This is a genomic window from Symbiobacterium thermophilum IAM 14863, assembly GCF_000009905.1.
GTDB lineage: Bacteria > Bacillota > Sulfobacillia > Symbiobacteriales > Symbiobacteriaceae > Symbiobacterium > Symbiobacterium thermophilum.
In genome coordinates this window covers 2062218-2075376 of sequence record NC_006177.1, presented here as the reverse complement: position 1 = coordinate 2075376, position 13159 = coordinate 2062218, and the positions used below count along the sequence as shown (strand labels likewise).

Sequence of the window (13159 nt, the reverse complement as noted above, 5' to 3'; positions counted from 1 at the left end):
TCATGGCACGTTCGTTGATGTTCCTGGGCACCGCATCCAGCGTGGGCAAGTCGACCCTGGCCGCGGCCTTCTGCCGCATCCTGCGCCAGGAGGGCTTCCGGGTGGCGCCGTTCAAGGCGCAGAACATGTCCTGCGCCGCGACGGAGATCGAGGGCGGGCTGCGCATCAGCGTGGTGCAGGCCATGCAGGCGCAGGCGGCGGGGGTGGCCCCCCGGGTGGAGATGAACCCGGTGATGCTGCTGCCCCGGACGGAGCTCCGCTCCGAGGTGATCGTCAACGGCCGGTCGCTGGGCGAGATGGCCTGGCAGCAGTACACGGCCGATCTGCACACTGTGGCCCTGCAGGCGGTGCGGGAGGCCATTGCCCGGCTGGAGGCAGAGTTCGAGGTGATTGTGGCCGAGGGGGCCGGCTCGCCGGTGGAGGTGAACCTGCGGGACCGTGACCTGGCCAACATGAAGACCGCGGAACTGCTGGACGCCGACGTGCTGCTGGTGGCCGACATCGACCGGGGCGGGGTGTTCGCCTCGATCGTGGGCACCCTGGAGCTGCTGCCCCCGGCCGAGCGGGCCCGGGTGAAGGGGCTGGTGATCAACCGCTTCCGGGGCGACGCCTCGCTCTTCGAGGACGGCGTGCGCTGGCTGGAGGAGCGCACCGGCCTGCCGGTGATCGGCGTGATTCCCTACCTGGCCGACCTGGGCCTCGATGAGGAGGACTCGGCGGGCCTGACCGATGTGAGCGCCCCGGCGCCGTCCGCTGCGGCGCGGGAGGGGGCCCTGGACCGGCTGGCCGACCACGTGCGCCGGCACGCCCGGGTGGACCAGGTGCTGGAGCTGCTTGCCCGGCAACGGTGACGGGCGGGCGCTCCGGTGCGGCGAGGTGCCGGACGAAGGGAACGACCCATGCGGGTTCTGGGCACAACAGCGTGCCGGTTTGGGAGGGCAACTGCATAGAGCAAACAGCGGCAGGTGCTCCCGACCCTGCGGTCGGGAGTTAAAAGGGAAGCCGGTGCAAGTCCGGCACGGTCCCGCCACTGTGACGGGGAGTCGCCCCTCGGGATGTGCCACTGGCCCGAAGGCCGGGAAGGCGGAGGGGCGGCGAGGATCCGGAGTCAGGAAACCTGCCTGCCGCGCTGGCGCTGCTCGACCCTCGGGTGAAAGGGTGAGGCGTTCGCATGGCTGTCCATGCGTTCGATCTGTCATTTCTTTCCCTCGGGCTGAGCCCGGGGGTTTTCTTTATCGGTCTCTCGGTCACAGCGCGGTGCCTGAGAGGCCGGGCACAACGGCGTGCCCCTGGAACACCTGACGACGACCAGCGGAATCGGAGCACCAAAGCATCGGTGCACAGTAGCCTGCCGGACTGGCACCGGCGAAAGCAGGGCGCAACGAGGCGCCGCCGAGTACGGGCACAACGGCGTGCCCACCAAGCGATTGCTACTGGGAAGAGGAGGTCTGCTCGTGCTGCTGGCGAGGACAAACACCCTGGTGAGGCTCGGAATCCTGCTGGCCCTCAGCGTGCTGGGCGCCTACATCAAGTTGGGGCCGAGCTCCATCGCCTTCGACGCGATGGCCGGCTTCGTGGCTGCGCTCCTCATGGGCCCCGCGGCCGGCGCCCTGATCTGCGGTCTGGGGCATGTGGCCGTGGCGGCCGTCACCGGCTTTCCGCTCACCCTGCCGTTTCATCTGGCCAGCGCCGCGGCCATGGCCGGCGTGGGCTGCCTGGGCGGGCTTGCAGCCCGGCGCTTCGGTCTGGTGGCCGGCGCGGCGGTGCTGGTGGTGGCCAACGGCATCCTGGCACCGGCCCTGCTGGCTCTGCTGCCAAACCCGCTGGGGCTCGGTCTGTTCGCGGCCCTGGCCCTCCCGCTCACCGTCGCTGCGGGAGCCAACGCAGCCGTCGCGCTGCTGGTGGTGCTGGGCCTGAGGCGGGCGGGGGTCGAGGGATGAGGTGGCGGGACCTGACCCTGGTGGACCTGCCGTGCGGCGGCCGGCTGGTCATCGCCTGCGATGCCGCCGGCGGCATCGGGCCGAAGGAGCGCGACGTGATTCGGGTGGCCGGGTACGTCATCGGGCGGTTCACTGCCCGGGTGGCCCTCATGGATCTGCTCGCCGCCGGCGCGCAGCCGCTCCACCTGGTGAACAACACCTGCGTGGAGCCTGATCCCACCGGGCGGGAGATCCTGCAGGGCATCTGCGACGAGGCGGCCCTGGCGGGCCTTTCCGCCGACCAGATCAACGGCTCCTTCGAGAAGAACATTCCGACGGTCCAGACGGGCCTGGGGGTGACCGCCATCGGTTACCTGGCCCCGGGCCGGTCGCTGCGCACGGCGCGGCCGGGCGACCTGGTCGTCGCCATCGGGCGGCCGAAGGTCGGGGCCGAGGTGCGGCTGGATGACCCCGAACTGCCCGATCTTCCCCTGGTCCGGCGGCTCGCCGGCGACCCGCTGGTGCACGACCTGTTGCCCGTGGGCTCCCGTGGGATCCGCGCCGAGGCGGAGGATCTCGCCGCCAGCGCGGGGCTGGAGGTGGAGTGGGCCCCGGCGGAAGCGGGTTTCCCCCTCGGGAAGTCGGCGGGTCCGGTCACCTGTCTGCTGGTCGCGGCGGCGCCGTCGGCCCTGCAGGGGCTGGCCCTCACGCTCACCCAGCCGTGGGCGGTCGTCGCGCAGCTTCGATAGGACGATGGTTGGCGGATCTGCTTACCAGCCCTCAGCGGCATCTTCATTTAAGTAGAACAGTGGACTTACGGAGGTACATCCCATGAAGAAGCGTTCGCTGGCAGCCCTCATGCTTTCCCTTCTGCTCGTGGTCGGCATCCTGACAGGCTGCGCAGGCCGCCAGACGGCGGTGAACCCGGACAGCCCGCCCGCAGCCCCGGCGGCTGAGTCGAGCGACCAGCCCGCAGACCGGGCGGCCGGCACGGGGAGCGCCGGGCAGGCCGAACCCCGGCAGACGGCCTACCCCCTCACGATTACCGACGGCGCCGGCCGGCAGGTGACCATCGCCGCCGAGCCGAGGCGGGTGATCTCCGTCGCCCCCTCCAACACGGAACTGATGTTCGCGCTCGGCAAGGGCGACCTGCTGGTCGGGCGCTCCGACTGGGACGACTATCCCCCCGAGGCGCAGGAGATCGAGTCCATCGGCGGTTTCTACTCGCCCGACTACGAGAAGATCATCTCGCTGGAGCCCGACCTGCTCCTCCTGACCAGCGGCTCCGTGGAGGCGCGGGAGAAGCTGGAGAACGATTATGGGCTCACCACCTTCGTGCTGAACCCCTCCAACTTTGAGGAGCTGTACGAGGGGATCCTCGCCCTGGGCCAGGTGGTGAACGCCCAGGAGGCCGCGGAGGCGCTCGTGGCGGACATGCAGCGTGAGGTGGAGGCCATCGCCGGGAAGGTCGCGCTGGCGGAGAACAGGCCCGTGGTGTTCTACCAGGTCTGGCACGATCCCATCACCACCGCCGGCCCGGGCTCCTTCATCGACGACATGATCCGCATCGCCGGCGGCACCAACGCCGCATCCTTCGCCGGCGAGCCCTGGCCGGTTATCTCGCTGGAGGAACTGGTATCCGCAGACCCCGACATCATCGTCACCGCGTCGGAGGCCGCGGCCCGGGAGGTCCGGGAGCGGCCTGGCTGGGAGTCGATCGCGGCGGTGAAGGAAGGCCGGGTGCTGGGGCTGCCGGATGAGAACATCGTGGTGCGCCCCGGCCCCCGCCTGATTCAGGGGCTCCAGTGGTTCGCCCGGAATCTCCACCCGGAGCTCTTCGAGCAGTGACCGGGCCGATGGGGCGCTTTCCCGAAGGGAGCGAGGCGATGCGCATGGCGGGTGTGATTCTGGTGCTAGGCGGCGCGCGGAGCGGCAAGAGCCGCTGGGCGGAGCATTTGGCTTCGCCGTTCCGGCGGGTGGTCTATCTGGCCACCGGCCGGGCGGGCGATGCGGAGATGGCCGACCGCATCGCCCGGCACCGGGCGAGCCGTCCGGCCCACTGGCGCACGGTGGAGGAAGAGCTCAGGCCGGCGGCCGCCCTGGCGCAGGCCCTGCACGAGGCGCCGGCGGATGCGGTGCTGCTGGACTGCGTGACCCTGCTCATCTCCAACCACCTGCTGCAGGGGGAGGAGGGGTTCGAAGCCCGGGCCCGGCAGGAGCTGGCGCAGCTGCTCAGCCTGACCCGTGAGCGCGGCGCGCTGCTCATCGCCGTGTCCAACGAGGTCGGGGCGGGGCTGGTGCCCGAGCACCGGCTCGGGCGGCTCTTCCGCGACGCCCAGGGGCGGCTGAATCAGTGGCTGGCGCGGGAGGCGGACCAGGTCTACGCCTGCGTGGCCGGTATCGCCGTCGACCTGAGGCGGATCGGTACGGTGATCCCGGAGTGAGCGTGGCGGAAATGTTTCCCGCGGCGCCCTGGTACCTGCCGCTGGCGGCCCTCGCGGTGGACGCGGCGGTGGGCGATCCCGCCCGGCTGCCCCATCCGGTGGCGCTCATGGGCCGGGTGATTGCGTGGGCCGAGCCGCGACTGCGGCGGACGCGGCTGCCGCTGCGGGCGGCCGGGGTGCTGCTGGCCCTCCTGCTGCCGGTCGCGGCCTGGGGCCTCACCTGGGGGCTCATCCGGCTGGCCGCGGCCCTGCATCCCTGGCTCGGTGTGGCCGCCGAGGTCTGGCTCCTCAGCACCTGCCTGGCGGCCCGCTCTCTGGCCGATCACGCACTGGCGGTCTACCGCCCGCTGAAGGCCGGGGACCTCAGCGAGGCGCGGCGCCGGGTGGCGCACATCGTCGGCAGGGACACGGCCGGGCTGGACGCCGCCGAGGTCACCCGGGCGACGGTGGAGACGGTGGCCGAGTCCACCTGCGACGGCGTGATCGCGCCGCTCTTCTGGGGGCTGGTCGGCGGCGCGCCGCTGGCGATGGCCTACAAGGCCGCCAACACCCTGGATTCGATGGTCGGCCACCGGAACGAGCGCTACCTGGAGTTCGGCTGGGCCTCCGCCCGGCTGGATGATCTGGTCAACCTGGCGCCTGCCCGGCTCAGCGCCCTGCTGCTGGCCCTGGCCGGCCTGAGCCCGAAGGCCCTCCGCATCGCCCTGCGGGACGCGCCGCGCCACCCCAGCCCCAACAGCGGCTGGCCGGAGGCGGCGATGGCGGCCCTGCTGAGGGTGCAGCTGGGCGGCCTCAACCACTACGGCGGGAGGCCGGAGCGGCGGGCCCACATGGGCGATCCGCTGGAGATGCTGCAGCCGGGTCACATCGTGCAGGCGGTGCGGTGGATGTGGCTGGCGACCCTGCTCGGGACGGGCCTCGGGGCGCTGACGCTCTGGTTCTTGGCGTGAGGGGGTGACCGGGTGCGCATCGCGCTCTCCTTTCTGACCCGGATTCCCATGGGCCGACTTGAGACCCCGGACTACATGCGGGATCTCGGCCGCGCGGCGGGGTTCTTCCCCCTGGTGGGCCTGCTGGTGGGGGCCATCTGCCTGATCGCCTGGCTTGCGGGCAGGCTGCTCTTCGGGCCTGCCGTGGCGGGCGTCGCGGCCGTGGCCGCGGGCCTCGGTGCGACCGGTGCGGTCCACCTGGACGGCCTGATGGACGCCGCCGACGGGCTGCTCTCCGCCCGGAGCCGCGAGCGGATGCTGGAGATCATGAAAGATTCCCGGGTCGGCGTGATGGGCGCAGCGGCGGGAGCCCTGGCCCTGATGCTGCGGTGGGCCCTGCTGCTGGAGCTGACACCGCCGCGGGCAGCAGCCGCCCTGCTGGTGGCCCCGGCCGTGGGGCGGATGGTGATCCCCCTGGCGGCGGTGCGCTGGCCGCCCGCCCGTGCCGAAGGGATGGGCGCTGCCTTCGGCCGGCACGTGGGCGGGGCGCAGCTGGCCGGGGCGCTTCTGGGCGGCCTCACGCTGGCTGTCGGGGTGCCGGGGCTCCTGGCGTGGTGGGGGCAGAGCCCGGCAGCCCCGCCGGGCCTGACGGCAGCCGTGACGGTCTCCGCCCTGCGGGGGCTGGGCGCGTGGCTCGCCGCCCTCGGGGTCGGTCTGGCCGGCGGGCGGTGGCTCTCGCGGCGACTCGGCGGCCTGACCGGCGACACTTACGGAGCCTTGTGCGAGCTGGCGGAACTGGCGGCGATCGCCTGCTTCGCTCTGCAGACAGGGAGGTGGACAGGATGATGACCCTGCACGGCGGCGACCTGGCTGTGGCGCGGGCCCGCTGGGGCGAGCCGCCAGGGGGTTTCTGCGACTTCAGCGCCAACATCAACCCGCTGGGCCCGCCCGCGGGCGCGGTGGCCGCGGCGCAGGCGGCCCTAGCCGGAATCGCGCACTACCCCGAGCCATTCGCCCGCCGGCTGCGGGCCGCCCTGGCCCGGCGTCACCAGGTGGACGAGTCGATGGTGCTGGTGGGAAACGGCGCGGCGGAGGTGCTGTACCTGCTGCTCCGCCTGGCGTCAGGCTTCCGGGTGGCACTGCCCGAACCCGGCTTTGCGGAGTACGCGCGCGCCGCCCGGGCTGCAGGGGCCGAGCTGCTGCCCGTCGCGCACGACCGCACCGATCCGCCGCCCCAGCTGGGGCGGGGGGACTGGTGGATCATCTGCAACCCCCACAATCCCACCGGCCACCTGTTCACGCCGGAGCAGCTCCTGCGGGCGGCGGAGCGGACGGAGGCGACCCTGCTCATCGACGAGGCCTTCATCGACCTCACAGCCGCGGGCGAGGCCGGCTCCGTGATCGCCCGTGTGCCCCACCGCTGCAACCTGGTCGTGGTGCGGTCGCTCACGAAGTTTTTCGCCCTGCCCGGACTGCGGGTCGGGTATGCGGTGGCCCCGCGCTGGATGGTGGCCGAGTTGGACGCGGCGCGCGACCCCTGGAGCGTGAACAGTCTGGCGCAGGCCGCTGCGCTCGCGGCCCTGAGCGATGAGGCCTACGCCGCCCGCACCCGGCACTGGGTGGCCGTGGAACGGGCCTATCTCGCCGAGCAGCTGGCGAGCCTGCCGGGGTTTATCGTCTATCCGCCATCTGCCAACTTCGTGCTGGTGCGGGCGCCGCTGCCCGCCCACGAGATCCAGCGGCGGCTGGGACCCCGGGGTGTGCTGATACGCGACTGCCGCTCCTTTGCCGGGCTGACGGAGCATCACATGCGGCTTGCTGTGCGCACCCGGCCAGAGAACCGGCGGCTGATCGCCCTGCTGCGCAGCATCCTGGAGGAGGAGGCGCCGTGACCTGCACCCTCTTCCTGGTGCGCCACGGCGCGACGGCTGCCAACGCGGAAGGGCGGTACGTCGGCTGGGAGGAGCACCCGCTCAGCGCAGACGGGCTCGCTCAGGCGGAAGCGGCTGCGCGTTACCTGAGCCGGTTTCGGCTCACCGGCATGCGCACCAGCGACCTCATGCGGTGCCGCCAGACCGCCGAGCGGATCGGGAGGGCCACGGGGCTCACGCCCGCGCCCGACCCAAGGCTGCGGGAACTGAACTTCGGGCGCTTCTCCGGCCTGACGTACGAGGAGATCGCCCGGCAGTGGCCCGAGGAGCTCGCCGCCTGGCTGGCCGACCCGGAACACGCGCCGCCCCCGGGCGGGGAGAGCCTGGCGTCGCTGCGGAGCCGGGCCCTGGCCGCCCTGCCCCGGCAGGACGGGGCCGTCGTGGTCACACACGGCGGTGTGATCCGCACGGTGCTTGCCCACCTGACCGGCAGGGGACTCTGGGACTGGCGGGTTCCTCCCGGCGCCGTGGTCCTGCTCCGGTGGGACGGCGAGCGGGCCGTGGATGAGCCGCGGGTCTGGCGGCCGGAAGCGGGGGAATGACGGGCACAACGGCGTGCCCGAACGGGCGGTGATCCGGTGCGGCGGCGCAACGGGGCGCCTGCCGCACCAGAGGCACAACGAGGTGCCGCGCTGCGGGTACAACGGCGTACCTGGATGAGCCATGCCGGGCACAGTGGTGTGCCCGGCATGGCTCCATGCGCAGCGTCGTCACGACGCGAGGACCTGCACCAGCGGCGCTGAGATCAGTCCGTCTCGTGGCAGGAAGTGGAATTGCGTTCGTCGAACACTTCGCTGTACTCCGCTGCCAGACCCCAACCGCCCGCCGCCCGCCGCCCAGCGCGCACCGCCCACCGCCCACGGCGCACCGCCCACGGCGCACCGCCCACGGCGCACCGCCCACGGCGCATCGCCCACGGCCCACCGCTCACCGCTCAAAGGGGAGGTCGACCGCCAGTGATCGTGCGCAACCTTACGCGCGGCCTTGTCCTGGGCGACCGGATCCGCCGGGCCGACACCTTCCGGCTGCGCCTGCTCGGCCTCATGTTCCGCCCGGGGCTGGAGCCGGGCGAGGGGCTCTGGCTGGAGCCCTGCTGCCAGGTGCACACCCACTTCATGCGGTTCCCCCTGGACCTGCTCTTCCTGGACGCGGAAGGGCGGGTCCTGCGCGCGCTGGCGTCCTTTCCCCCGCGGCGCATCAGTCCGGCCGTTCCCGGAGCCCGGGCCGTGCTGGAACTCCCGGCCGGGGCGATGGGGGAGACCCGGCCGGGGGACCTGGTGAGGGCTTTCCCATAGCAGGAGTATTGGTTGCCCGCAGGGAATATTGTTACCGGCAATCCCCACAAGAGGTCTGCGAGTGGACCGGCGGGGACAGAGCGCACAGCGGGCCGAAGCCCGGGTGCAGGGGCTGTCCCCGTTTTGCACGCTCCCGAGGGGAGTAGCCCCCCTGGCTCGTTGGCCAGACTATGCAAGCGGAAGCGAGGTGTGGTGGTGAACGAGTCGCTGAAACGGACGCCCCTGTACGAGCTGCATCTGAAGCTGGGCGCCCGCATGGTGCCCTTCGGCGGCTGGGAGATGCCCGTGCAGTACTCCAGCGTCATCGAGGAGCACCGGGCCGTGCGTGAGGCGGCGGGCCTCTTCGACGTGTCGCACATGGGCGAGTTTGAGGTGAGGGGGCCCCAGGCCCTGGACCTCATCCAGCTGGTGAGCACCAACGACGCCGCCAAACTGGCGGTCGGGCGGGTTCAGTACGCGCTGATGTGCTACGAGAACGGCACCGTGGTCGACGACATCCTCATCTACCGGCTGGACGAGCACCGCTACTGGCTGGTGGTCAACGCCGGGAACACCCAGAAGGACTGGGAATGGATCAACACCGCCCGGGAGCGGGCCGGCCTGCACAACCTGGAGCTCATCGACCGGTCGGCGGAGATCGCCCTGCTGGCCCTGCAGGGGCCGAAGGCGGAGGAGATCCTGCAGCCGCTCGCGACCGGCGTCGTGCTGTCGCAGCTGGAGCCCTTCAGCCTGGCGAAGAACGTCACGGTATCCGGGGTGCCGACCCTGGTGCTCTCCCGCACGGGGTACACCGGCGAGGACGGCTTCGAGATCTACGTGAAGGCCGAAGACGTCGCCGCCCTCTGGGAGGCCTTGCTGGAGGCGGGCGACGAGCAGGGGCTCCTGCCCTGCGGCCTCGGCGCCCGGGACACCCTGCGGTTCGAGGCGAAGCTGCCCCTTTACGGCCACGAGATCAGCGACCAGCACAACCCGCTGGAGGCGGGGCTGGGCTTCGCCGTCAAGCTGAAGAAGGGCGTGGACTTCATCGGCCGGGACGCCCTGGCCAGGATCAAAGAGCAGGGGCCGACCCGGAAGCTGGTGGGCATCGAGATGATCGACCGGGGCGTGCCCCGGCAGGGTTACCCCGTCGCCGTGGGGGGCGAGGTGGTCGGCGAGGTGACCACGGGAAGCTTCTCGCCCACGCTGGAGAAGAACATTGCATTGGCCTACGTGCCCGTCGCCCACAGCGCCGTGGGCACCGAGGTGGAGGTCATCATCCGGGGCCGGGCGCTGAAGGCGCGGGTCGTGGAGACCCCCTTCTACCGGTCGCCGCACAGACGATAACCGGCACGGTTGAGAATTACGCACAGGGAGGACGCGGAACATGGCGAACGTACCGGCGGATCTCAAGTACTCGAAGGAGCACGAGTGGATCAGGGTCGAAGGCAACATCGGCATCGTGGGCATCACCTGGTTCGCCCAGGATCAGTTGGGCGACGTGGTCTTCGTCGAGCTGCCTGAGGTGGGGCGTGAACTGAAGCAGAACGAGCAGTTCGGCGTGGTGGAGTCGGTCAAGACCGTTTCGGACCTGTACTGCCCGGCCTCCGGCAAGGTGGTGGAGGTCAACACGAAGCTGGAGAGCTCGCCGGAGCTGATCAACCAGGACCCCTACGGCGAGGGCTGGATTCTGAAGCTGGAGCTCTCGAACCCGGCCGAACTGGACAACCTGCTGGATGCGGCGGCTTACGACGCGTTTACCAAGGAGGGCTAAATGCGATACGTCCCGATTACGCAGGCCGACAAGGCGGCCATGCTGCGGGAGATCGGCGTCAGTTCCACCGAGGAGCTCTTTGCTGCCAACATCCCGGCGGAGGTACGCCTGAACCGGCCGCTCAACCTGCCCCCGGCGCTCACCGAGATGGAGCTGCTCGCGCACCTCAGGGAGCTGGCTGCGCAGAACGCGCACACGGGGGAGTATGCCTGCTTCCTGGGCGGCGGCGCGTACGACCACTACGTGCCCGCCGCGGTGGACGCGGTGATTCGCCGGGGGGAGTTCCTCACCGCGTATACTCCGTATCAGCCTGAGATCTCTCAGGGCGTACTGCAGGCCATCTACGAGTACCAGTCGCTGATGTGCGAGCTGACGGGCATGGACCTGTCCAACGCCTCCATGTACGACGGCGCCTCGGCCCTGGCCGAGGCCGCGGGCATGGTGGTGAACCAGACCGGCCGGTCCAAGCTCCTGGTCGCACGGTCCGTGAGCCCGCTGTACCGCCGGGTCGTGCAGACCTACATGCACGGCATCGGCGTCGAGCTCATCGAGGTGCCGCTGGATGGCGTGACGCTGGACCTGAACCGGCTCGAGGCCCTGATGACCGAGGAGGTCGGCGGCCTCCTGCTCCAGACGCCCAACTACCTGGGCTACCTGGAGAAGGTGCGGGAGATCGAGGCGCTGGTGCACGCGAAGAACGGGCTCTTCGTCGTAGCCGTCGACCCCATCTCCCTGGGCCTCCTGGAGGCCCCGGGCAGCTACGGCGCAGACATCGTCGTGGCGGAGGGCCAGGGGCTCGGCGTGCCCCTCTCCTACGGCGGCCCGTACCTGGGCGTTCTGGCCACCCGCGACCGGTTCGCCCGCCGCATGCCCGGCCGCATCGCCGGCGCCACGGTGGACAACCGCGGCCAGCGGGGCTTCGTGCTGACCATGCAGGCCCGTGAGCAGCACATCCGGCGTGAGAAGGCCACGTCCAACATCTGCACCAACCAGGCCCTGATCGCCCTCGCGGCCACCGTCTACCTGGCCCTGGTGGGCAAGGAGGGCCTCCGGGAGGTCGCCAACCTCTCGCTGCAGAAGGCGCACTACGCGGCGCAACAGATCGCCAGGCTGCCCGGTTGGCGGCTGGCCGGCGACGCGCCCTTCTTTAAGGAGTTCACCGTGCTGGCCCCCGCGGCCGCGGCGGAGGTCAGCCGTCGCCTGGTGGATCGGAAGATCCTGGGCGGCCTGGACGTGGGCGCGGACTATCCGGAGCTGCTGGGCGGCGCGGCCGGTTCCGCCGGCGGCCCGGCGGCCGCGCTGAGCTTCGCGGTCACCGAAAAGCGGACGCGGGCGGAGATCGACCGGCTCGTGGCCGCGCTCGGGGAGGTGAAGTAGGATGGCGCTCGTACCGCTGCTCTTCGAGAAGTCGACCCCCGGCAAGCGGGCGGTCACCTTCCCCGCGCCGGACGTGCCGACGGTGGAGCTGAGCGAGGCGATCCCGGCCGACCTCATCCGCCAGACGCCCGCGGCGCTGCCGGAGCTCTCCGAGGTCGAGGTCGTCCGCCACTTCACGCAGCTGAGCAGGCTGAACCACGGCGTGGACGTGGACTTCTACCCGCTGGGCTCCTGCACGATGAAGTACAACCCCAAGGTCAACGAGGAGGCGGCCCGCATCCCGGGGTTCGCCCTGACCCACCCGCTGCAGCCGGAGGAGACCGTGCAGGGCAACCTGCAGCTGCTGCACACCCTGGAGGGCTGGCTCTGCGAGGTCACCGGCATGGACCGGATGACCTTCCAGCCGGCCGCGGGCGCGCACGGCGAGCTGACGGGCATCCTGCTGATCCGGGCGTACCATGAGTCCCGGGGGGACACCGAGCGGAACGAGGTCATCGTGCCCGACTCGGCCCACGGTACCAACCCGGCCACCGCCGCCATGGCGGGTTACCGGGTGGTTCCGGTGAAGTCCCGGCCCGACGGCTCCATCGACGTGGACGCCCTGCGGCAGATCGTCGGCCCCAAGACCGCCGCCCTGATGATGACCAACCCGTCCACCCTCGGGCTCTTCGATCCCCACGTCCGGGAGATCACGGAGATCGTCCACCAGGCGGGCGGGCTCTGCTACTACGACGGCGCCAACCTCAACGCCATCATGGGCTACGCCCGCCCGGGCGACATGGGGTTTGACGTCGTCCACCTGAACCTGCACAAGACCTTCTCCACGCCCCACGGCGGCGGCGGGCCCGGCAGCGGCCCGGTGGGCGTCAAGTCCCACCTGGTGCCGTTCCTGCCGGTGCCGGTGGTGGAGAAGCAGGGCGACCGGTACGCGCTGGACTGGGACCGGCCGCAGTCCATCGGGAAGATCCACGGCTTCTGGGGCAACTTCGGCGTCATCGTGCGGGCCTACGCGTATGTCCTGGCCCACGGGCCGGCGCTGAAGGAGGTCTCCGAGCACGCGGTGCTCAACGCCAACTACGTCCTGGCCCGCCTGAAGCCTTACTACGAGCCCTACGTCGACCGGTACTGCATGCACGAGTGCGTGCTGTCGGCCCGCACCCTGAAGCAGGAGACCGGCGTCAGGACGCTGGACGTGGCCAAGCGGCTGCTGGACGAGGGGGTCCATCCGCCCACGATCTACTTCCCGCTGATCGTGGAGGAGGCCTTGATGATCGAGCCGACGGAGACGGAGGACAAGGCCACGCTGGACCGGTTCATCGAGGCGATGATCCGTATCCACGACGAGGCCCGGTCCAACCCCGAGTACGTCAAGTCTGCCCCCCACAAGACGCCCGTGGGGCGGCTGGACGAGGCGCTGGCGGCCAGGCGGCCGAACCTGCGCTACCGGGCGAACCCGAGCTGACGCAAGCGGGTGGGGGTGCCGCAGGGCACGCCCCACCCGTTTTCACGACGAG

14 protein-coding genes and 1 riboswitch are annotated in these 13159 nt (G+C 71.1%); all 14 genes read left to right on the top strand.

Going from position 1 to position 13159, the window contains the following annotated elements; all coding sequences use genetic code 11:
- Positions 1-2: 2 nt before the first annotated feature.
- The 14 genes from STH_RS09705 to gcvPB all read left to right on the top strand — a co-directional run bounded on the left by STH_RS09705 (position 3) and on the right by gcvPB (position 13107).
- Positions 3-851: a cobyric acid synthase gene (locus STH_RS09705; RefSeq protein ID WP_011196059.1), complete on the top strand. Its 849-nt coding sequence runs from the start codon at positions 3-5 to the stop codon at positions 849-851.
- Between the two features lie 95 nt (positions 852-946).
- Positions 947-1140: riboswitch (cobalamin riboswitch) on the top strand.
- Positions 1141-1454: 314 nt separating this feature from the next.
- The gene (locus tag STH_RS09700) at positions 1455-1940 is read left to right on the top strand and encodes an ECF transporter S component (protein ID WP_050742211.1); all 486 of its coding nucleotides are present in this window, start codon (positions 1455-1457) and stop codon (positions 1938-1940) included.
- Positions 1937-2668, top strand: a complete 732-nt coding sequence (locus STH_RS09695; RefSeq protein ID WP_011196057.1) for an AIR synthase related protein — start codon at positions 1937-1939, stop codon at positions 2666-2668. The genes STH_RS09700 and STH_RS09695 overlap by 4 nt, the downstream gene beginning before the upstream one ends.
- A gap of 82 nt (positions 2669-2750) precedes the next feature.
- The gene (locus STH_RS09690) at positions 2751-3767 is read left to right on the top strand and encodes an ABC transporter substrate-binding protein (RefSeq protein ID WP_011196056.1); all 1017 of its coding nucleotides are present in this window, start codon (positions 2751-2753) and stop codon (positions 3765-3767) included.
- Between the two features lie 44 nt (positions 3768-3811).
- Positions 3812-4363 carry a bifunctional adenosylcobinamide kinase/adenosylcobinamide-phosphate guanylyltransferase gene (gene cobU / locus STH_RS09685; protein WP_011196055.1) on the top strand — a complete coding sequence of 184 codons (552 nt, stop codon included), beginning with the start codon at positions 3812-3814 and terminating at the stop codon, positions 4361-4363.
- Positions 4360-5313, top strand: coding sequence for an adenosylcobinamide-phosphate synthase CbiB (gene cbiB, locus STH_RS09680; RefSeq protein WP_242654526.1), 954 nt, complete (start codon positions 4360-4362; stop codon positions 5311-5313). The genes cobU and cbiB overlap by 4 nt, the downstream gene beginning before the upstream one ends.
- Positions 5314-5325: 12 nt before the next feature.
- Positions 5326-6138 carry an adenosylcobinamide-GDP ribazoletransferase gene (gene cobS, locus STH_RS09675; RefSeq protein WP_011196053.1) on the top strand — a complete coding sequence of 271 codons (813 nt, stop codon included), beginning with the start codon at positions 5326-5328 and terminating at the stop codon, positions 6136-6138.
- Positions 6135-7184, top strand: coding sequence for a threonine-phosphate decarboxylase CobD (gene cobD / locus STH_RS09670; RefSeq protein WP_043713869.1), 1050 nt, complete (start codon positions 6135-6137; stop codon positions 7182-7184). Before cobS ends, cobD begins: the two co-directional genes overlap by 4 nt.
- On the top strand, positions 7181-7765 hold the full coding sequence (locus STH_RS09665) for a histidine phosphatase family protein (RefSeq protein WP_043713868.1): 585 nt from the start codon (positions 7181-7183) through the stop codon (positions 7763-7765). The genes cobD and STH_RS09665 overlap by 4 nt, the downstream gene beginning before the upstream one ends.
- 414 nt (positions 7766-8179) lie before the next feature.
- Positions 8180-8518, top strand: a complete 339-nt coding sequence (locus tag STH_RS09660) for a DUF192 domain-containing protein (RefSeq protein WP_011196050.1) — start codon at positions 8180-8182, stop codon at positions 8516-8518.
- Positions 8519-8713: 195 nt separating this feature from the next.
- Positions 8714-9841 (top strand): glycine cleavage system aminomethyltransferase GcvT, encoded by a 1128-nt coding sequence (gene gcvT, locus STH_RS09655; RefSeq protein WP_011196049.1) that lies wholly within the window; start codon positions 8714-8716, stop codon positions 9839-9841.
- Between the two features lie 40 nt (positions 9842-9881).
- A complete protein-coding gene (gene gcvH, locus STH_RS09650) occupies positions 9882-10268 on the top strand; it encodes a glycine cleavage system protein GcvH (RefSeq protein WP_011196048.1) in 387 nt (128 codons plus the stop codon).
- Positions 10269-11645 carry an aminomethyl-transferring glycine dehydrogenase subunit GcvPA gene (gcvPA, locus tag STH_RS09645; protein WP_011196047.1) on the top strand — a complete coding sequence of 459 codons (1377 nt, stop codon included), beginning with the start codon at positions 10269-10271 and terminating at the stop codon, positions 11643-11645.
- A gap of 1 nt (position 11646) precedes the next feature.
- On the top strand, positions 11647-13107 hold the full coding sequence (gcvPB, locus tag STH_RS09640) for an aminomethyl-transferring glycine dehydrogenase subunit GcvPB (RefSeq protein WP_011196046.1): 1461 nt from the start codon (positions 11647-11649) through the stop codon (positions 13105-13107).
- Positions 13108-13159 lie beyond the last annotated feature (52 nt).

Excerpts from the sequence above, each read along its gene's own strand:
- STH_RS09705 (WP_011196059.1), top strand. The coding sequence starts at position 3 with ATGGCACGTTCGTTGATGTTCCTGGGCACCGCATCCAGCGTGGGCAAG.
- STH_RS09695 (WP_011196057.1), top strand. The coding sequence starts at position 1,937 with ATGAGGTGGCGGGACCTGACCCTGGTGGACCTGCCGTGCGGCGGCCGG.
- STH_RS09690 (WP_011196056.1), top strand. The coding sequence starts at position 2,751 with ATGAAGAAGCGTTCGCTGGCAGCCCTCATGCTTTCCCTTCTGCTCGTG.
- cobU (WP_011196055.1), top strand. The coding sequence starts at position 3,812 with ATGGCGGGTGTGATTCTGGTGCTAGGCGGCGCGCGGAGCGGCAAGAGC.
- cobD (WP_043713869.1), top strand. The coding sequence starts at position 6,135 with ATGATGACCCTGCACGGCGGCGACCTGGCTGTGGCGCGGGCCCGCTGG.
- gcvH (WP_011196048.1), top strand. The coding sequence starts at position 9,882 with ATGGCGAACGTACCGGCGGATCTCAAGTACTCGAAGGAGCACGAGTGG.
- gcvPA (WP_011196047.1), top strand. The coding sequence starts at position 10,269 with ATGCGATACGTCCCGATTACGCAGGCCGACAAGGCGGCCATGCTGCGG.
- gcvPB (WP_011196046.1), top strand. The coding sequence starts at position 11,647 with ATGGCGCTCGTACCGCTGCTCTTCGAGAAGTCGACCCCCGGCAAGCGG.